21 protein-coding genes and 1 tRNA gene are annotated in these 19,618 nt (G+C 59.3%); 16 read left to right on the top strand and 6 right to left on the bottom strand.

From position 1 onward, the window contains the following. Positions 1–2 precede the first annotated feature (2 nt). The gene (locus tag RBT76_03135; protein MDX9856764.1) at positions 3–992 is read right to left on the bottom strand and encodes a DUF1028 domain-containing protein; all 990 of its coding nucleotides are present in this window, start codon (positions 990–992) and stop codon (positions 3–5) included. 303 nt (positions 993–1,295) lie between these two features. On the opposite strand from RBT76_03135, the gene RBT76_03130 reads away from it, so the two are divergent. Genes RBT76_03130 through RBT76_03120 form a run of 3 tightly spaced genes read left to right on the top strand, consistent with a single transcriptional unit; the run spans position 1,296 to position 2,607 of the window. Continuing rightward, entirely contained in the window at positions 1,296–1,844 is a 549-nt protein-coding gene (locus RBT76_03130) for an RNA polymerase sigma factor (GenBank protein ID MDX9856763.1), read from the top strand. Then, on the top strand, positions 1,841–2,284 hold the full coding sequence (locus RBT76_03125) for a hypothetical protein (GenBank protein ID MDX9856762.1): 444 nt from the start codon (positions 1,841–1,843) through the stop codon (positions 2,282–2,284). The genes RBT76_03130 and RBT76_03125 overlap by 4 nt, the downstream gene beginning before the upstream one ends. After that, positions 2,281–2,607: a YbjQ family protein gene (locus tag RBT76_03120; GenBank protein ID MDX9856761.1), complete on the top strand. Its 327-nt coding sequence runs from the start codon at positions 2,281–2,283 to the stop codon at positions 2,605–2,607. The genes RBT76_03125 and RBT76_03120 overlap by 4 nt, the downstream gene beginning before the upstream one ends. A gap of 459 nt (positions 2,608–3,066) precedes the next feature. Here the strand turns inward: RBT76_03120 and RBT76_03115 are convergent, their stop codons facing one another. After that, the gene (locus RBT76_03115) at positions 3,067–4,590 is read right to left on the bottom strand and encodes an aromatic amino acid ammonia-lyase (protein ID MDX9856760.1); all 1,524 of its coding nucleotides are present in this window, start codon (positions 4,588–4,590) and stop codon (positions 3,067–3,069) included. Positions 4,591–4,862: 272 nt separating this feature from the next. Here RBT76_03115 and RBT76_03110 point away from each other — a divergent pair, with 272 nt between their 5' ends. The 3 genes from RBT76_03110 (at position 4,863) to RBT76_03100 (ending at position 7,910) form a co-directional block, all read left to right on the top strand. Further along, on the top strand, positions 4,863–5,711 hold the full coding sequence (locus RBT76_03110; GenBank protein MDX9856759.1) for an exonuclease domain-containing protein: 849 nt from the start codon (positions 4,863–4,865) through the stop codon (positions 5,709–5,711). A gap of 140 nt (positions 5,712–5,851) precedes the next feature. Then, entirely contained in the window at positions 5,852–7,291 is a 1,440-nt protein-coding gene (locus RBT76_03105; GenBank protein MDX9856758.1) for a PQQ-dependent sugar dehydrogenase, read from the top strand. 79 nt (positions 7,292–7,370) lie between these two features. Then, complete coding sequence (locus RBT76_03100; protein ID MDX9856757.1) at positions 7,371–7,910, top strand: hydrolase; 540 nt, start codon at positions 7,371–7,373, stop codon at positions 7,908–7,910. Between the two features lie 10 nt (positions 7,911–7,920). Here the strand turns inward: RBT76_03100 and RBT76_03095 are convergent, their stop codons facing one another. Both RBT76_03095 and RBT76_03090 read right to left on the bottom strand, forming a co-directional pair. Further along, entirely contained in the window at positions 7,921–8,460 is a 540-nt protein-coding gene (locus RBT76_03095) for a hypothetical protein (GenBank protein MDX9856756.1), read from the bottom strand. Further along, positions 8,451–9,020 (bottom strand): sigma-70 family RNA polymerase sigma factor, encoded by a 570-nt coding sequence (locus RBT76_03090; GenBank protein MDX9856755.1) that lies wholly within the window; start codon positions 9,018–9,020, stop codon positions 8,451–8,453. The genes RBT76_03095 and RBT76_03090 overlap by 10 nt, the downstream gene beginning before the upstream one ends. A 132-nt stretch (positions 9,021–9,152) precedes the next feature. On the opposite strand from RBT76_03090, the gene RBT76_03085 reads away from it, so the two are divergent. Together RBT76_03085 and RBT76_03080 are read left to right on the top strand one after the other, a co-directional pair. After that, on the top strand, positions 9,153–9,533 hold the full coding sequence (locus RBT76_03085; GenBank protein ID MDX9856754.1) for a hypothetical protein: 381 nt from the start codon (positions 9,153–9,155) through the stop codon (positions 9,531–9,533). A 135-nt stretch (positions 9,534–9,668) separates the two neighbouring features. After that, the gene (locus RBT76_03080) at positions 9,669–10,028 is read left to right on the top strand and encodes a metalloregulator ArsR/SmtB family transcription factor (protein ID MDX9856753.1); all 360 of its coding nucleotides are present in this window, start codon (positions 9,669–9,671) and stop codon (positions 10,026–10,028) included. A gap of 20 nt (positions 10,029–10,048) precedes the next feature. On the opposite strand, the gene RBT76_03075 is transcribed toward RBT76_03080, so the two are convergent. Further along, positions 10,049–10,124 (bottom strand) — tRNA-Ala (locus RBT76_03075). 51 nt (positions 10,125–10,175) lie between these two features. Further along, entirely contained in the window at positions 10,176–11,621 is a 1,446-nt protein-coding gene (locus tag RBT76_03070; GenBank protein MDX9856752.1) for an MFS transporter, read from the bottom strand. Positions 11,622–11,751: 130 nt separating this feature from the next. Between RBT76_03070 and RBT76_03065 the strand changes: the two genes are divergently transcribed. From RBT76_03065 to RBT76_03030, 8 genes are all read left to right on the top strand, one after another. Further along, on the top strand, positions 11,752–12,342 hold the full coding sequence (locus tag RBT76_03065; GenBank protein ID MDX9856751.1) for an RNA polymerase sigma factor: 591 nt from the start codon (positions 11,752–11,754) through the stop codon (positions 12,340–12,342). Between the two features lie 9 nt (positions 12,343–12,351). After that, a complete protein-coding gene (locus RBT76_03060; protein MDX9856750.1) occupies positions 12,352–12,915 on the top strand; it encodes a hypothetical protein in 564 nt (187 codons plus the stop codon). A 30-nt stretch (positions 12,916–12,945) separates the two neighbouring features. After that, the gene (locus RBT76_03055; protein ID MDX9856749.1) at positions 12,946–13,791 is read left to right on the top strand and encodes a hypothetical protein; all 846 of its coding nucleotides are present in this window, start codon (positions 12,946–12,948) and stop codon (positions 13,789–13,791) included. 91 nt (positions 13,792–13,882) lie between these two features. Next, complete coding sequence (locus tag RBT76_03050; protein ID MDX9856748.1) at positions 13,883–15,058, top strand: phosphopentomutase; 1,176 nt, start codon at positions 13,883–13,885, stop codon at positions 15,056–15,058. A gap of 7 nt (positions 15,059–15,065) precedes the next feature. Beyond that, on the top strand, positions 15,066–15,737 hold the full coding sequence (gene deoC, locus RBT76_03045) for a deoxyribose-phosphate aldolase (protein ID MDX9856747.1): 672 nt from the start codon (positions 15,066–15,068) through the stop codon (positions 15,735–15,737). A 45-nt stretch (positions 15,738–15,782) separates the two neighbouring features. Beyond that, positions 15,783–15,983, top strand: a complete 201-nt coding sequence (locus RBT76_03040; GenBank protein MDX9856746.1) for a hypothetical protein — start codon at positions 15,783–15,785, stop codon at positions 15,981–15,983. Between the two features lie 4 nt (positions 15,984–15,987). Next, positions 15,988–16,545 carry a hypothetical protein gene (locus RBT76_03035; protein MDX9856745.1) on the top strand — a complete coding sequence of 186 codons (558 nt, stop codon included), beginning with the start codon at positions 15,988–15,990 and terminating at the stop codon, positions 16,543–16,545. A gap of 34 nt (positions 16,546–16,579) precedes the next feature. Then, on the top strand, positions 16,580–18,859 hold the full coding sequence (locus tag RBT76_03030) for a DEAD/DEAH box helicase (protein ID MDX9856744.1): 2,280 nt from the start codon (positions 16,580–16,582) through the stop codon (positions 18,857–18,859). Positions 18,860–19,618: the final 759 nt, after the last annotated feature.

Genomic DNA, 19,618 nt, shown 5'->3' with positions numbered 1-19,618 from the left:
CGTCACTGAGAGACGATCCTCTCGATCAGAGCGCTGTCGTCCGGCATCAGTTCCGACTCCACTAAACGCGGCACGAGAATGCGCCAGGACTCGTCCATAGCGAAAGCCTCTTTGAATATCGGCAGCGCCCGGTCAATCTCGTCGATCGAAACCAGCGTCACGGCATGCCAGAACATGATCTCGGCGTTGCCCGGCACCATTTCCGCAGCCTTTCGGTAGGCCTCCTCTGCTTCGTCCAGCATATCCTCCGCCATCAATTCATCGCCGAGATTCATGAGGTTGTAAGCACGGTTGATCTTCAGCAGCCGGCGAAGTTCCTGCAGGGGTTCCGGGCTGTCATCCACCCGGATATCGACCAGCCGATCATCCCACGGACGACCGCTGGGGTGGGCCGCAACCACGATCATCGCCGCTGACTGCTTGCCGCGAATATCTCCCCCGGCCGCCTGTGCGGCGTCGAGCGCCGCCAGCATACGGCTGGCAAGATCGCCGGTCGCCTTCTCAAACGCATCGCCCATGGCGTCCCAGACGGTCGAGTCGCGCATCAAATTCGCCTGACACGAATACCCCGGCCCCCATCGATGTCCCGCTTCGGCAATACACCGGCTTCCGGTATGTGTGGCCGACTGACCGAACGCGTTCATTACAGCGACCTGCCGGACGTCGGCCGACGGATCCGACGCTAACAGACCGTCAAGCGCCTCCTGCGGCGTCTTCCCTACCCTAATCATCTCGAGTGCCAACGGACCATACGAAATCTCCGACAATGACTGCGTCGCAACCGCCCCAAGTCCCGGCTCGGCCCAGATGACGTCAGCCACCTTGAACCAGTGCGACTGCACCGCCGCTCCGAGCTGACCGGTGGCGCTGTCATAGGCGACGATGGAGTAGGTGTGAACCGGATGAATAGGCGTACCACGCTCTTGCCGATCCGATGCCGACACCGAAACGACGAAAGCGAGAATAATCGCGAGGGTAATTCGAATTCTCATGGCTGACTCCCTGCTGTGCAATCAGAGTTTGCCCGCAAGGTATGCCCGTCCGGTCACCGGGCGCAAGCACGGAGGGTGAGCCTGTTCCGGTGCCGCTTGCGGGCATCCCGCCCCGCCGAGGCGGGCGTCGGGCCCGGCCTGAACTAACCGTGCATCACTTCGAGACCGCCCCCTTTTATCTTGCCAAGTGCCCCCTTACACGTTACCTCTTAACCGGTTAACCCAGCGTCAGAAACCTCCCGACGGGATCGAATAAAACGAAATCAGGCGGGTATGTCTAGTCAACTAAACCGGGGAATGGAAATGAACGACGATTCCGCGCTGGTCATCGATGTCGGGTCGGGCGACAAAAAGGCGCTCGGCATTCTGGTCGAGAGATATAAGAAACTCGCGTTTCAGACCGCCCTGGGGCTGGTTGGCAACCGCGACGATGCTTACGACATTTCGCAGGAAGCGTTTCTTCGCGTCTACCGCTCGGCCAAGACCTATGACCGTTCGCAGCCGTTTCTCCCCTGGTTTTATACTATAGTCGCCAACCTTTCCCGGACCTGGCTCCGGCGACGTTCGCGCCGCGACCATCGGGTGGTTGATATCGACGACAGCAGTTTCCTGATGGTTTCGGAAGAAACGCCGGAATCAGAACTGGTCGCCCGGGAGCAGGTGCAGCTGCTCAGAAAGGCGCTCATGCAGTTATCGTTCGAGGACAGGGAGATTATCACCCTGCAGCATTTTCGGGCGATGTCGTACGACGAGATTGCCCGGCTACTGGAGATTCCCAAAGGAACGGTTATGTCGCGATTGTACTACGCGCGCAAGCGGCTGGCCAAACGCATGCGGGAGGCGGACCGATGAATGACGACCTTCGCAAACTCGTAGCGGGGTATGTCGATGGCGAGCTGACTGAGGACCAGAAAAAGGCCTTCGAGCAGGCGCTGACGACCAACCCCGAATTGCGCGCCGAACTCGACGAATTCCGGAACCTGCAGACCGTAACCGGTATGATGCGATACGCCGACCTGCCCCCCGAAGTATGGGAAACCTACTGGCAGTCGCTGTATCGCAAACTGGAACGCGGGATCGGCTGGATTGTCCTGTCGATCAGCGTGATCGTGCTGTTGTGTTTTGGCGCGTTTGAAGCGTTCAGCCACCTGTGGCTGAGCACGGACAACCCCCTCTGGCTCAAAGCCGGCGTCTCGGGCGTCGCAGTCGGGCTCGTGATTTTGCTTGTATCCTACGGCCGCGAGCGGCTTTTTGCCTACAAACGTGACCGATATCGGGAGGTCGAACTGTGATCATCGTTACGTCGGAATACATCCAGCATAAACGGATAGTCAAGACGCTGGGGCTCGTCAGGGGCAATACCATCCGCGCTCGCCACATCGGACGTGATCTCGCGGCGGCCTTCCGAAACGTCGTCGGCGGTGAAATCAAGGACTACACCAAGCTCATGGCCGAAGCGCGGGAGCAGGCGATGGACCGGATGATCGAACACGCCCGCTCGATGGGCGCAAATGCAATCGTGATGACTCGCTTCTCGACTGCCGAAATCGCCCAGCACGCCGCCGAAATTCTCGTCTACGGCACCGCGGTAGTCGTGGAGGATGATGCCTCGTAGGGCGGGCCGTCTTCGAACCCGCCATCTCACTGTGCGTGGTGTACGTCCTCGTGCACCACGCGACCAATCGACAGACTGGGTCGCCCACAGCTTGCTGTGGGTTCTTTTCACAAACGGGGATTCATGCCTTCAATGTCCCACAGTCTGTAGGACGGGTCCGTCTTCGAACCCGCCACGAATCTGCACGTCTGAAGACATACGTGCCCTACGGACTGGGTCGCCCACAGCTTGCTGTGGGTTCTTTTCACAAACGGGGATTCATGCCGTCAATGTCCCACACTTTGTAGGACGGGTCCGTCTTCGAACCCGCCATGAATCTGCACGTCTGAAGACAGACATGCCCTACGATCTTCCGTCACATCGGATGACCCGGTGCCCGAGGACGTACACCACGCCCGACACGCAATCAAAAAGCCGGGCTCGCTTGCGCACGCCCGGCTTCTCATGGAGGCGGTTCCTTCACTCCAATGAACCGACCACTGCCTCCACTTCCTCCAGCACTTCAAAGGACTTCACGACCTCTTTCATCTTCGTGTGATCCGGATACAACGGCCGGTCGATATCGAGGAAATCGACATGGCGGCGGACCACCTCGTGGGCTTTGGTCGTGCCCGCCCCGAACTTGTAGTCGCGGAAATCGAGCGCCTGCGCGGCCGCCATCATCTCGATCCCGAGCACACCATACGCGTTGTCGAGAATCTGCGCGTTTTTGATCGCCCCGTTCATCCCCATCGAGACGAAATCTTCCTGGTCGGCCGCAGCCGGGATCGACTGAACCGAGGCCGGGTTCGATAGGATGCGCTGCTCGACAATCAGCGAGTCGGCGGTGTACTGGCTCAGCATCAGCCCGGAGAACATACCCGCGCCTTTGGTCAAAAACGGCGGCAGGCCGACACTCAGCGCCGGGTTGTTGAGCCGGTTCATGCGCCGCTCGGACATCACCGACACCATCGTCACACAGTATCCCGCCATGTCCATCGGGACCGCCACCGGCGTTCCCTGGAAATTGGCCCCGGAGAGCTGCAAATTCTCGTCGGGGAAGAAAATCGGATTGTCCCCTACCCCGTTCAGTTCGATCTCGACCTGCGAGCGCGCATAGGCGAGTGCATCGTGCGCGGCGCCGACCACCTGCGGCGTCGATCGCATCGAGTACGCGTCCTGCACCTTGCATTTGATCCGCTGCTCGGCCAGATCACCCCCGGCGACCACCTTGCGGATAGCTTCGGCCGAGCGAATCGCGCCTTTGAACCCGCGCACTTCGTGCAGCTTCGCGCTGTAGGGCTTCATGTTGGCTTTCAGCGCCTCCAGCGACATGGCGGCGGCGATCTCGGCCTGCTTCAGCCAGCGGTTGGCGTCGTACAAAAACAACGCGCCCATTGCGGTCAGTACGTTGGAGCCGTTGATGACAGCAAGGCCGTCGCGCGCCTTCAGACCCGGAATCGGTATCCCGGCACGCTCCAGTGCGACCCGGCCTTCCAGCAACTCGCCCTTGTAGTAGGCCTTCCCCTCGCCCATCATCAGCAACGCTATCTGCGCCATCGGGGCCAGATCACCACACGCTCCAACCGAACCTTTCTGACAGGCGTACGGCGTAACGCCTTTGTTGAGCATCTCCACCAGCGTCTGCGTAACCGCCAGCCGCACCCCGGAGTTGCCGTGCGCGTGGACATTGATCCGCGCGGCCAGCGCTCCCCGAACGTACTCGAGCGGCATCGGATCGCCGATCCCCGCCGCATGGTTGTATATCAGAAACTTCTGGAACTCTTTCACCTGATTGTCATCGAGAACGACCTCGGAGAACTCCCCGATACCGGTGTTGACGCCATACATGATTTCATGGGCGTCGATCTTCTTCTCGAGCATCGCCCGGCACTTGTTTATTCGCTCAACCGCATCGCGGCTCAATTCCACCTGCTCGCCGTGCCGCGCTATCCTGACGAGCTTCTCGATCGAGAGACCGGAACCATCGAGTACGATCGCCATATCAGACTCCTGTATCGACAAACTGAGTGTTGTATTTCAAACGGGAACGTGTCCGGACCACCGGACGGATACACGAATGGACGACCGCTACTCGTCCTGCAGCCCTGAGGCCGAGAGGGAGTTGTAGATCGACGAGGAGCAGTTGGCCGGGAGGCCGCTCCGGGCGGATACGGTTTTCTGCGTGACGGTGCACTGCATGTCAGTACCTCCGCGTACAAGATAGCCTGCCGAAAGCTATTGTCAATTGGAACCCGAAACCGCATGTTTATGTCATGGAACCCGGGTTTGATCTCCTCTCCCCCCTGAACCGGATTCGCTTTGTCGCGTTCGACACCGAGACTACCGGCCTGTGGGCGGCCAGCAACCGGATAGTGGAAGTCGGGGCCCTGGCATTTGACCTGGAGGGACGGGATATCGCCATGTTCACCGAACTGGTTAACCCGGGCCGACCGATCCCCGGTGAGGTCGTGAGCATTCACCGCATCACCGACTCGATGGTATCCGATGCCGACCCGGTCGGGCCGGTGCTTGCGCGTTTCTTCGACTTCTGCGGCCCGGACTCGGTCCTGATCGCCCACAACGCCCCCTTTGATATTTCGTTTATCGCGTGGGAGATTCGACGTAACAACCTGCCCTTGCCGGAAAATCCGATTGTCGACACGCGCGATCTCGCCCGCTATCTCGAGCCCGATCTGCCGTCGTACTCTCTCCTGTCGCTCGCGCTCAAACTTGAACTGGCCGACTCTCAGGTTCACCGGGCGCTTGGCGATGCCGATCTGGTCTCTCTGATTTTCCTGAAGTTGATCGGGATGACCCGTGAGTTTACGACAATATCAGAGTTGTTCGAGACGATTGGTGTCTATAAATTCGCCGATGGCGCCCAGGTCGTAACGGAGCTTCCCCCGGAATTTGACTCCCTCGCAGCCGCCATCCGCGATGCCGCCACCATCGAAATCCGCTACGCCAAACCGGGCCAACCCATTCAGACGAGGCCGATCAGGCCGATTCACATCCACCGCCTCGGACAAAACCTCTACCTTAACGCCCAGTGCCTGCTGGCCCACGATGAGCGCACGTTCCGGCTGGACCGCATTCTCTCGTGGCGGCCGTTGAAGTCCTGATCTCAACGCACACGGCGGGCACTTCCCGGCCGTAACGGCGTTGTATAACAGAGAACGGAAATCCATTTTTACCACATTCCCGACATGCCCTGTCAATCCGAGCAGCGTGCGCGCCTTCCCGCGCGCAGGAGGAGGATACGATGATCCGTGTACAGTTTTTCCGAGGCCTCTGCTTCCTTTTCGTCGCGGGGCTGATCGCGACAACCGGCCATGCCCAAAACCCCGATACCCTGACCCTCTCCCTGCAAACGGTCGTTTCGGGGCTTTCGAACCCGATCTACATCACCAGCGCCCCTAACGACAGCGTACGGCTGTTCGTCTTGGAGCGCGAAGGCTACGTGCGGATTATCGAAGGTGACTCGGTGCTGTCGCAGCCCATGCTCGATATCAGCGATCGTGTCGTTACCGGCGGGGAGCGCGGCCTCCTCGGCATGGCCTTCCACCCCGATTTCCCCGACACCCAGGCATTTTTCCTGAACTACGTCAACCGCATCAACGACACCGACTGGACGTTTATCTCGAGATTCCCCATCACCGGCAACCCCGATATCGCCGACCCCTCGGCAGAGCAGGTTATTCTCAAGATCCGTCAGCCGCAGACCAACCACAACGGCGGCACGATCCTCTTCGGCCCCGACAAGTATCTGTATATCGGCATGGGCGACGGCGGCGGCACGGGTGATCCGCTGGAGATGGCGCAGAGCCCGTTTGCGCTTCTGGGCAAGCTGTTGAGGATTGACGTCCGCAACGGCGCACCTTACACCGTCCCGGTCGGTAACCCCTGGGTCGGAACGGTAGACACCCTCCCCGAAATATTCGCATTCGGCCTGCGCAACCCCTACCGCTGGAGCTTCGACCGCGTCACCGCCGACCTGTGGATCGCCGATGTCGGCCAGTTTGTCTACGAGGAAGTGAACGTCACACGGTGGAGCGACCTCGGCGGGCAGAACTACGGCTGGGATATCACCGAAGGTTTCCACTGCTATGAACCGGCGAGCAACTGCGACTCCGCCGGTCTGGACCACCCCATCTTCGAATACAATCACAACAACGGGCGCTGCTCCATCACGGGCGGCCATGTCTACCGGGGATGCGCAATACCCGATCTGACCGGCTGGTATATCTACGGAGACTATTGCACGGGTCAGATCTGGCGCCTGAAAGTCGACTCCGCCGGCAATGTCGACTCGGAATTCGGATCGCCCATGTTTGACGTCGGCAACTTCGATCTGGCGACCTTCGGCGAAGACTACTACGGCGAACTGTATATCGCCGAACTGAACACCGGCCGGGTCCGCAAAATCGTCCACGACGGCGCGGTCGAAGATTACTGCGCGGGACCGCCCGATCCCTGCTGTATCGGCACGACCGGCAACGTCAACGCCGACTCCGAAGAGGCGATCGACTTGTCAGACCTGATCTGGCTCGTCAACTACCTCTTCCTCGGCGGACCGTCGCCGGACTGCCCCGCCGAAGCAAACACCAACGGAGATTCCGGCGGCAGTATCGATCTGTCCGACCTGATCCACCTGGTCAACTACTTGTTCCTCGGCGGATCGGCGCCCGCGGACTGCGCGTGATGTCCTTTTTCTGTTTCGGCGGAGAGCGCTATAACGTACTTTGACCAGAAAATCGCGAACGTTCAGTCAGGAGAACACGATGCTGACACCCGACAGCACTACCCTCGTCTACGTTGATATTCAGGGCAAGCTGGCCACCCTCATGTACGAGAAGGAACGACTGTTCGCCAACCTCGTCCGCATGGCACGCGGCGCACAGGCGCTGAGCATACCGATCATCTGGAACGAGCAGCTCCCCGACAAACTCGGCGAAACCATCCCCGAACTGAAAGCCGCCCTTACCGGCACGTCACCGCTGGTGAAAAAATCGTTTTCGACCTGCGGCAACCCTGATTTCGTTCGTGAACTCGACCGGCTCGGCCGAAAGGACATCCTGCTGACCGGTATAGAGACGCATATTTGCGTTTACCAGAGCGCGATGGATCTGCTCGATGCCGGTTACCGGGTGCATCTTGTTGTCGATGCCGTTTCATCGCGGCTCGAGCACAATTACCAGTTCGGCGTCCAGCGAATCAAGGACGCGGGCGCCGTATTGACGTCGGTGGAAATGTGCCTGATGGAATTACAAAAAGTCGCGGAGGGAGATACGTTCCGTCAGCTGATCCGGATCATCAAATGATCGGCGCCGCTCAGGACTCGGACATGCTGCGAAAATGTGAGCGGACCAGCGCCGAATCCAGCATGTGAAAACCGACCAGGATCGCGCCCGCAAACGCAAACAGTGCAGAGCCCGACCCGAGACTGCCGATCACGGCGCCGCACGCCTGCGCCGACTCCGTGCACACCGAGGCAACATCAGCCGCGGAGGGAAGTTCGGGCAACATCTGCACCAGCCATGCTGCGACCGGCGACAGATCGAGCATCGATCCCAGAATCAGAACCGCCGCGGTTCCACACGCCGCAAGCGCGGCGGCAGTAAGCCGCGTAAACCAGCGCCGTTGGCGACGCGCCATTTCAATCTGCTCGAGCACCGCATGCTCGAAACTCGGCGGCACGCTGTATACCTGTCTGGTGCCAAGCTGCCCGTACAACTCCCGGTACTGCCCGACCAGCGCCCTGTTTTCCTCGCTCAGCGCGATCAACCACTCCACCGCCTGCCGTTCCTCCGCCGACAGGTTCCCGTCGAGGTAGTCGAATATCCGTTCATCGGTGAGTCTTTCTACCGACATAGATCCTCCTCGGCGTACGCGGCGGTCAGCCGGTCTTTCAGCATCTTACGCGCCCGAAACAGATAGCTTTTTACGGTGCCTTCGGGTAATTGCATCACGTCGGCAATCTCCCGGTAGGTCATTTCTTCGAGGTGATACAGCGCCAGAATCGTACCGTACAAAACCGGCAGGCGGTCTATCTCGGTCCGCACCCGCCGGGCGCTGTCCGATACCGCCACCGACTCGTCCACCGTCCGCCCGCTGGCCGGTCTGTCTTCCAGCCGGTCGTGCTCGGCGGTGATGTCGTCAAACAAGTCGACTCGGCGCTTTTCAAGGTGATTTAAGGCGGTGTTGTACGCTATCCGGGCAAGCCAGGTCGACAACTTCGCCTCGAAATTGAATCCATTCAGATTGCGATAGGCTTTAACAAAGACATCCTGGCAGATGTCCTGACGGTCAGCCTCATTGGGGACCATCCGGCCGACCACATGCACCACAAGCGACTGATACCGGGTCATAAAGTCGCGGAATGCGTCGCGATTGCCCGTTAGGATATCCTGAACCAGCGCCTGTTCTGTCATGCGTGCCTCAACATGGTACATCAGACAGGTTCAGGCCTGCAAAAGTTTCATTTTTCTGTCTGGTCTGCAACAACTTCCCGAGTGGCCTGTCAGATGGGTAGCAACAGTCTGAAAACCAGAAAAGGAGTCCATATGATGCAGGACGTGCTCATAACCGGAATAATCTTCTTCGCGTTCAGCTACATCATAAAGATTCTGGCTGATGCCAGAACGCGTAACCGGCTGATCGAGAAGGGGTTGGTCGACAAGAACGTGCAGCACCTCTTCACCCCGAACCGGGAGCTGCAGGCGCTGAGCTCGCTCAAATGGGGTATGGTCCTCGTCGGAATCGGTCTGGCGGCCCTGCTAAGCCAGCTTTTCCCTTACGATGTCACTGCCGAAGTCGCCGTTGGCCTCACGTTCGTCTTTGCGGGCCTCGCGTTCCTGATTTACTACCCGCTGGCTACGTCCCGCCTCCGGAGACTTGAAGCCGAAAACCGGGCCGCGCAGGCGGGCGGTTCCGACAGTATGTAAAGATGTTGCCTCGACAAGAGGCAGTTCACGCACACCTGCCCGGTCCGGCCGCACATGGCTGGACCGGGTTTTATTTTACCAATTCGTTAAGTATTTTACTTGACGATACCCGCGCAAATGATGATACATAACCATATGGTTTACCCAAGCATCGAATCCGCATGCCGTACGTTTGACGCACTCTCCGATCCAACACGACTCGCAATCGTCACCCGACTACTCGATGGCCCCCTGACTGTATCACAAATAGCCGAACCCTTTCACATGACTCTCCCCGGCATCTCCAAACACCTGGGAATCCTGGAACGCGCCGGTCTGGTGCGACGTCGACGGGTAGGACGGAGTTTTGTCTGCCGATTGGAGGCCGATCCGCTGATTGATGCCGCGGAATGGCTTGAGCCGTTTCGGGCGTATTGGCAGCAACGGCTTGAATCACTGGTCCGATACTTGAACTGCGAAGACGTACCGTCCGAACAGGAAGAAGCCCTTCGATGATCGAAGGGCTTCCGGTGATTTGGTGGAGCCAAGGGGGGTCGAACCCCTGACCTCTTGACTGCCAGTCAAGCGCTCTCCCAACTGAGCTATGGCCCCGATAAAATCAGACTTGTAGTATATCGGCAGCGCTCACCGCTGTCAATACTTTTATGTCGGCGGCACGGGCGACTGACCGTTGGTAGGTGTCGCGACCGATCCCCCGTGCGAAGTCTCCGTCCTCAGCAGACACAAGCCGAGCCCAATCACGGTCAGCGCCGCCGAGACATACACCACCGGTTTGTAGCTGGCTGCAAACACGGCGTGGGGATTGTCGAGGTAGGCGAACCGATGCTGGAAATACGTAAACAGGGTCGTCGACAGCGCGACCCCGACCGACATGCCGATATTCCGATTTGTCGCCAGGATGCCCGATGCAATAGCCCGCTGCCGATCGGTTACAGCCCCCATCATCGCCGAGGAGTTCGGCGTGCTGAATAACCCGGTGCCGACACTGACCACCACCAGCGTCAGGACGACATACGACAGCGCAGTGTCCTCCCCGAACCCCGAAAACATCAGTAGTCCCGCCCCGAGACCCGCCATTCCCACGCTCGTTATCAAACGGTACCCGATCCGGTCCGAAATCCTCCCGGCCCACGACGACAGTATGAACATGCCGACCGGCATGATGACCAGAAACATCCCGACCTGCGACGGCTCCAGCCCCTTGACCCGTTCCAGATAGAACGGCACGAGAAGCAGCACACCGGACAACGCCATGAAGTGTACGGTCGCTGCCAGCATCGACGCGGTGAAAGTCCGATTTCGAAAAATATCCAGTCCAATCAAAGCGGTTCGTGGATCACGCTCGTAATGATAGAACGCGCTCAGGGCCAGTATCGACACGAGGGCGGTTCCCCATATCCGCACGTCTCCCCACGGGTAGTCGTTGGCAAAGGTCAGCGCGAGGACGAACGTGACGAGTCCGACCGCGATAGACAGCGCTCCGACCAGATGAATACGTCGCTCGGTCCGCGGAGGGGTGTAGTGCCGAAAGTACCGACGGACGAAAAACAGCCCGATGATACCGATCGGCAGATTGATGATGAAAATCGAATGCCAGCTGAAGAATTTCAGCAGCAAACCGCCGAGCGGGGGGCCAACCATAAATCCGGCGGCAACCATCATAACCATCGTCCCGATCCACTTTCCCCGTTCCGATGGCGGAAACACGGTCGCGACCATGCCGGGTCCGATAGACGCGAACATCGCCGTCCCGATCGCCTGTACCGCCCGACTGACGATCAGCCAGTGGATGGTCGGCGAAAATGAACACATGATCGATCCGATCAGAAAAAAGACAAAGCCGAACGTATAGGAGAAACGGTAGCCGCGTATCTCTGTCCACGCGCCAAACAACAACAGAAGGGAAATCAGGGTCAGTGCATACGCGAGGACGACCCAGGCGACTGTGTCGATCGACGTGTCGAGCTGCGTGGCAAGCGTTGGCAGCGTCACGTTGACGATTGATCCGTCAAGGGTCGCCATGAAGGTACCCAGGGCGCCGACCGTGAAAAGCTTGTAACGATGTTCCTGGAGGGGCGGGGCGGTCATCCGGGCTGTCCGTATAAGTCGTTGATCCAAAAAACGATTGACAAACCAACCATGAAGGGTAACCTTTGCCACAGGGTCCGTCAACCCGTTTTTTTGTACGTTAAACACACAACTCGTACGTTCGTCTCTTATGGTGGAAGATCTCGGGGGTCAGAAAAAATCTGTCCCCGAACTGTTACAGGAATTTCTGGACGGCTCCGATCGGGCCTTTACCGAGCTGATCAGGCGGTACCGGCGGAAAATCTACTCGCTGGCGTACCAGATGCTCGGTAATCATCTCGACGCCGATGAGGTCGTCCAGGAGTCATTTGTCCGGGTGTACAAGCGGCGAGAGGACCTGAACCACGTAACGAATTTCACGTCGTTTCTGATTCGGATCGCCACCAATTACTCGATCGACCTGTTGCGCAAGCGCCGGATCTATGGCGAGGTCAGCAACGACCCGTCCTCGCTCCCGGGCGAGATCCAGACCGACCTGTCCCGGCACGTGCGCACCCCCGGCGACCTGTTCAGAGACAAAGCCTTGATGGAGGAAATACAGCGCGCGCTCGATCTCCTGCCGCCCAAGCAGAAGATTACAGCAATCCTGCATGATGTCGAAGGATATACTAAGGCGGAGATCGCGAGCATCCTCGAGTGTCCCGAAGCGACCGTGCGCTCCAACCTTCATATTGCGAGAACGAAATTAAAGAAGATCCTGAAGAAGCGACTTACCAAGTAAGGAGTAAGAATGACACACCGCCACAAGATGTCGCTCCTCGGGGATTTTGTCGATAACGAGCTGCCGGAGACCGAACTGGCCGAGGTCAAAAAACTCCTCGCCGGCTCGGAGGACCTCCGCTCCGAGCACGACCTGCTGGTTCGTCTTAAGCAGGCGTTACGACAAAAACGCGCTCCCGATCCCGGCGAGGCCTATTTCGACGAGCTGACCCGGCTCATCGAGGCCCGCACCGTGGATGCCGGAACCCTGCCGGTCAAAACAGCCGTCGAGCCGCCCGATCCATCCCACCAGCGGCGCATGTTCGTTCGGTCGCTGGTCTCGGCTGCCGCCTCCCTGTTCCTGTTTTTCGCGGCCCTGACCCTCGGCTCCCGTCACACCGAAGTGTACGCACCCGGTGACGACGATCAGTCCGGGGTCTTTCTGGCCGGCGCGGCAGCCGATCATCTCGAACGGCACGTCATGGATCTGGCCACGATGGAAGAGCGGTCAAGCCTCAGGAAGGGGATCTTCCTGCTGAGCCCGCCCGGATCGATCGGCCGCCTCTCCGGACTCGCCGACCTGACCGGCCGCTAAGGAGCAACCCAAACCTCACGGAGCAGCACGTTGAAACGAGTAGCTATCGTAGTGTCCGTCCTGGGAGCGGTCCTCGCCCTCTCCTGGTACGCCGGGTGCACGCAGCAGAAAAAAAGCGTCTTGCTGCGCCTCAAATTCGAGCCCGGTCAGACGCACGTTTTCGAGATCAATCGCAAACACCACTGGATGAAATTCAACGGTGACTCAATGTCGGCCGAGGGAACGTACGCCATCGACATCACCGCCGAAGAGCAGGTCCGCCGCGTGCTTGCCGAAGGCACGGCGGAAATCATCCAGACCATCAACCGCCGCGTCTACGAACCACGCATGGGCGACCCGAATGTGATCGACACCATGGTCTCAACCAGCACGCTTACCCTGTACATGCACCCCGACGGACGCCTCGCTGATCTGGATTTCGGACAGTCCGGCGTCAAAGACACGGCGTACACCCGACAGTTCTACGAACAGGCCTCCACCGTCTTCCCGAAAGGCCCCGTCGAACAGGGCAAAACATGGAGCCACTCCACCCATGTCATGCTGAATGACGAAAAAGTCGAAGCCGCCACGACGTACGAACTGAAGTCCTTCGCCCGCGAAAAAGGGTTTGAGTGCGCCGTGATCGCCTACGACGGAAATCTCCTTCTGCCGATCCCCCCCATGGATGGCGACAGCACCCTCAGACAGGGCGTCGACCGAATCGACGTCAGCGGCATGATGTATTTCGCGTATGTCGAAGGCGTCGCCGTATCCATCCGGGAACGGTGGCTGATCGACAGCGACCGCAAAATGGTCGAAGGCGGCAAGTGGAAGCAGTACCGAAGCAAGGTCGAGGTGGACGCCGAACAGCAGCTGGTCCAAAGCGTCCCGAAGTAGATCATTCACAAATTTCGCACGCACCCGCCCCGACTCGTCGGGGCGGGCTTTTTTTCTTTGCCGCAGTGACCGGCGGCCCTACCTTCTCCCTATGAACGTAACTCGCGTGATCATGATCGTCATCGACGGCTGCGGGGTCGGAGAACTTCCCGACGCCGACCGCTACGGCGACGAAGGCGCATCCACCATTCCCCACGTCGCCGTCGCCGCCGGCGGATTGCACCTTCCGCACCTCGCGCGGCTCGGACTCGGCAATATCGTCGATATCGAGGGCGTCCCCCCCGCCCCTCAACCGGCCGGCAGCTTCGGCAGGATGGCCGAGCGCTCACCCGGCAAGGATTCCACCACCGGCCACTGGGAGATAGCCGGCATCACGCTCCAGTCGCCCTTCCCGGTCTTCCCCGGTGGCTTCCCGGACGACCTCATACGGCGTTTCACGGAAGAAACCGGCGTCGGCGTCCTCGGGAACAAGCCTGCCAGCGGCACCACCATCATCGAAGAACTCGGCGAGGAACACCTCGCCACCGGCAAACTGATCGTCTACACATCGGCCGATTCAGTCTTCCAGATAGCCGCCCACGAGGAACTCTATCCGCCCGACCGGCTGTACGAAATCTGCCGTATCGCTCGCCGCCTGTGCACCGGCAAATATGCGGTCGGCCGTGTGATCGCCCGTCCCTTTGTCGGCGATCCGGGCTCGTTCAGACGCACCGCCGGACGGAAGGACTTCTCCCGGCTGCCCGATACAAACACCATCCTCGATTTACTGGTACAAAACGGCCACCGCGTACTGGCCGTCGGCAAGATCTACGATTTGTACGGCGGCCGGGGCATCACCCACACCATCAAGACCGCCGACAACGACGAAGTTATGTCGGTAATGTACCTCGCAACCCGCGACGACACCGATCACCGCCTGATCTTCGGCAACTGTGTCGATTTCGATATGCACTGGGGCCACCGCAACGATGAAACCGGCTTCGCGCGCGCCCTGGAGCGCTTTGATGCCCGGCTGGGCGAGTTGATGACCGTGCTCCGCGACGATGACTTGCTGATCATCACCGCCGACCACGGATGTGATCCCACCCAGAAGCAGTCAACCGACCACACGCGCGAATACGTCCCGCTGCTCGTGTACGGGAAATCCGTCAAAGGCGGCGTTAATCTGGGCACCCGGACGAGTTTTGTCGACGTCGCGGCTACCCTGGCGCACGTATTCGGTATTTCCGAACGATTCGGGGGCACACCCTTTGAACCATTCCAGTGAGTCGACAATGCGCCCGTCGGATCTGGCGGGCCTGTTTGACCACACCAACCTCCGTTCCGATACCACGGAACTGCAGATTCGCACCCTGTGCGCCGAGGCCCGAACCTACCGCTTCGCGGCCGTATGTGTCAATCCCGTCTGGGTGACCCTCGCGTGTGATCTTCTCGCCGATACCGACATCAGCGTCGCCGCCACCGCCGGGTTCCCCCTTGGCGCGACCAAAACGGAAATCAAGGTCGCTGAATGCCTCGCATCGGTCGACGACGGCGCCAACGAAATCGACCTGGTCGCCAATATCGGCTGGCTCGCCTCGGACCGTTTCGTCGAAGCCGAATCCGAAATTCGCAAAGTGCGGCGCAACCTGCCGTCGAACGTAATCCTCAAAGTAATCATCGAGTGCAACTTGCTCGACCCCGGCCGCTGGCCCGACGCCGCCAAAGCGGTGGCAAACGCCGGTGCGGAATTTGTCAAAACGGGAACCGGCTTCGCCGGTCCGGTGACCGACGAACAGGTGCGCCTGCTCCACGCAGCAGTCGGCGACCGCATAAAACTGAAAGCCGCCGGCGGCATTCGTACTCTGTCTCAGGCGCGTCTGTTGATCGACTCCGGCGCGTCCCGACTCGGATGCTCTTCCACCGTAAGTATCATTCAAGAGGCCTCCCGTCCGCCCGAACCATGACCGGCATCATATTGCAATTCGACGCTCAAACCGTATATTATCCCCGTGACAGAAAAACCAGCACACATCCGGGCCGGGCGACCGTTTATCGGCATGCACTTCAAGTGCTGTAACGTCTACACCCGCCTCTATCTGAACAAGGCCGGAACGGCCTTCGTGGGATACTGCCCGCGGTGCGGCCGGAAAAAAGCGGAAGTGAAGGTCTCCCCCGCCGGGTCCACCTCGCGCTTCTTCGGCGCCGAGTGACGCTATGGCAGGTCCTGTGATGGCGCTCCTGAAATCAAAAATCGTTGTCGTGCCGATGGGCGAGGCGGATTTTATGATGGTCAACAAACTGGCCTCGAGTCTCGGCCCCGTCTTCAACCGCTCTGTCGACATCCTCAAAGGCATGAAAATGCCCGACGAGGGCTACAACGTCATCCGAAACCAGTTCTACGCACAGGTCTTGCTGTCCAAGATTGAGCGAACCAAAGCCAACAGCCGCGAGAAAGTGATTGCGGTCTGCGAAGAGGACCTCTACCTACCGGAAGAGAACTACGTAATCAGCTCTGTCGACCGCCTTTCCGGAACGGCGGTCGTCTCGCTCTACCATATGCGGCAGGAGTTCTATGGCCTCCCGGAAGACGATTCCAAAGTGTATCCGAGACTGTACAAAGAGGCCGTCCATCGGCTGTCGGCCTTGTTTGGCCTGACTGAATGTCGCAACCCCAAATGCGTGAACTACTTCAGCCAGATCATGCTCGATATCGACAGCAAAGGCGAAAAACTATGCGATATCTGCCGGCGTCAACTGACCGGGCTCGTTTGAGCGTCCACCCCAGCCTTCACCAAGAGTTGACCGCATGAATCTCGAGCAAATCATCGATTTCCTTCGTGCCGATCCGTCCGTCGGCGGCAACATCGCCCACTGGCAGACCTTTCCGCCGCGTGATGCACGCTACGCGGACTATCCCGACTCGTTGGACAAACGCCTGGTCAATGCCTTCAGCCGACGCGGCATCCGGCAGCTCTACACGCACCAGCGACAGGCAATCGATGCCGCCGTTGGCGGCGAGGATGTGGTGGTTGTCACTCCAACCGCCTCCGGCAAGACCCTGTGCTACAATCTGCCGGTGCTCCATGAGGTTCTGCAAAATCCCAGCGCCCGCGCCCTCTACTTGTTTCCGACCAAGGCCCTCTCACAGGATCAGCTCGCGGAACTGCACGAAACGGTTGAAGAACTCGATGTCGATATCAAGACGTACACATTCGACGGTGACACGCCACAGACCGCGCGACGGTTGATACGGTCGGCGGGGCAGATTGTCGTCACTAATCCGGATATGCTGCACGCCGGTATTCTTCCGCATCACACCAAGTGGATCAAGCTGTTCGAGAATCTCCGCTACGTGGTGATCGATGAAATTCACCAGTACCGGGGCGTCTTTGGTTCTCATCTGGCGAACGTCGTCACCCGCCTGCTCCGCATCTGCCGCTTCTACGGGTCGAACCCGAAATTCATCTGCTGCTCCGCGACCATCGCGAATCCCGATGATCTGGCGTCGCGTATCATCGGCCGCCAGCTCACGCTGGTCAACGACAACGGCGCGCCGGCCGGCGAAAAACACTTCCTGCTGTACAATCCGCCGGTCGTGAACCGCCAACTCGGCATCCGCAAATCGGCCGTCAACGAGGCCGCACAGCTGGCGGCCCTGTTTCTGCGGGAGAAAATACAGACCATCGTTTTTGCGCACTTCCGACTGCAGGTGGAAATCATTCTCACCTACCTCCAGCGCGAACTCAAGGGTTCATTCGGCCAGGGCATATCGATCGAAGGATACCGGGGCGGGTATCTGCCCAACGAGCGGCGACGAATCGAGCGCGGATTGCGCAACGGTTCCATTACCGGCGTCGTATCCACCAACGCCCTCGAACTGGGGATTGATATCGGCTCCCTCGATGTTTCTATCATTGTCGGCTATCCCGGATCGATCGCCTCGCTGCTGCAGCAGGCCGGGCGCGCGGGCCGACGATCCAGTACGTCGCTGACCATCATGATCGCGAATTCCACCGCCATCAACCAGTTCCTGTGCGCCGAACCGAAGTACATTTTTGATCGCACGCCCGAAGCCGGCGTCATCGACCCGCTGAATTTGATCATCCGCACCAACCATCTCAAGTGCGCGTCGTTCGAACTGCCCTTCACCACCGAGGAGTTCTCCCACGACCCCTCCACCGGCAAAATCCTCGACTACCTCGCCAACCAGAATGTGTTGCGACGTGCCGGCGACCGCTACCACTGGTCCTCCGACATTTATCCGGCGGAGCAGGTGTCCCTGCGGTCGGCGTCGCCGGACAACTTCGTCATCCTGAACGAGTCGCGCGGGTTTGAAGTAATTGGCGAAGTCGACTATTTTTCGGCGCCGATCTTCCTGCACCCCGAAGCCATCTACCTGCACGGTGCCGACCAGTACCAGGTCACCACCCTCGACTGGGACGGCAAAAAGGCGTACGTCAAGGAAGTTGATGTCGACTACTATACCGACGCCGAAACGAAAACCGACCTGAAGGTACTGGGGACATCGGAGGAGACTGAGAACATCGACGGCGCTCGGATGCACCACGGCGAAGTCTCCGTTACCTGCGTCACCGTGCTGTTCAAGAAGATCAAGTTTCACACCCACGAAAATGTCGGCTCCGGCCAGCTTAAAATGCCGGAGCTGGAAATGCACACGACCGCATTCTGGTACTCTTTCCCCGGTGATATCGCGATCAAACTGGGGCTGACCGGCGATGAATTCGGCGGCGCGCTTCGCGGTCTCGCCAACATCCTCGGCAAGATCGCCCCGCTGTGGGTGATGTGTGACTCCCGCGACCTGCGCTCGATCTCACAGGTGAGAGCGCCCTTTACCGAGAGACCCACCGTCTACATCTACGAAAACGTCCCCGGCGGCGTCGGGATGTCGGCAAAGCTGTACCACGAAGCTGACCGGTTGTTTGAGGCCTGTCGTGATCAGGTCGACAAGTGCGCCTGCGGGTCGGGCTGTCCTGTCTGCGTGGGGCCGTCCATGGAGGTCGGTACGCGCGGCAAGGAAGGCGTGCAGAAACTGCTGGAATACATGCTCGCAGTCGCACGGGTGTGAGCTGAATCGACGCTGCTTCTTAGGGCGGGTCCGTCTTCGAACCTGAGTAGGTTGGTTCCGTCTTCGAAACCGCCAAGTGAGCCGTAGGTCAGCTCCGTTTGCACGTCCACCAACTCGTCAAACTAAACGAATCTCTCCCGCAAACGGCGCTGACACCACCACCCCTTCATCCCGTTTCGTCCAGTGCCTACCCGCCGTGGTGAACGTCGGGGTTCGGTCAAATCGCACCGTCTCCCCACCCATTTTGTTCTCCACCTGTGTCCTACCCGTAGGTCAGCTCCGTTTGCACATCCACCAACTCGTCAAACTAAACAAACCTCTCCCGCAAACGGTGCTGACACCACCACCCCTTGATCCCGTTTCGTCCGGTGCCTACCCGCCGAGACGAACGTAGGGGTTCGGACAAACCACGCCATCTCCCCACGCTTTTTGTTCTCCACCTGTGTCCTACCCGTAGGTCAGCTCCGTTTGCACATCCACCAACTCGTCAAACTAAACAAACCTCTCCCGCAAACGGTGCTGACACCACCACCCCTTCATTCCGTTTCGTCCGGTGCCTACCCGCCGCGGCGAACGTCGGGGTTCGGACAAACCACGCCATCTCCCCACGCTTTTTGTTCTCCACCTGTGTCCTACCCGTAGGTCAGCTCCGTTTGCACATCCACCAACTCGTCAAACTAAACAAACCTCTCCCGCAAACGGTGCTGACACCACCACCCCTTCATTCCGTTTCGTCCGGTGCCCACCCGCCGTGGCGAA

Source organism: Candidatus Zixiibacteriota bacterium, from assembly GCA_034003725.1.
GTDB lineage: Bacteria > Zixibacteria > MSB-5A5 > GN15 > FEB-12 > WJMS01.
This window is presented reverse-complemented; position numbering and strand designations above follow the sequence as displayed.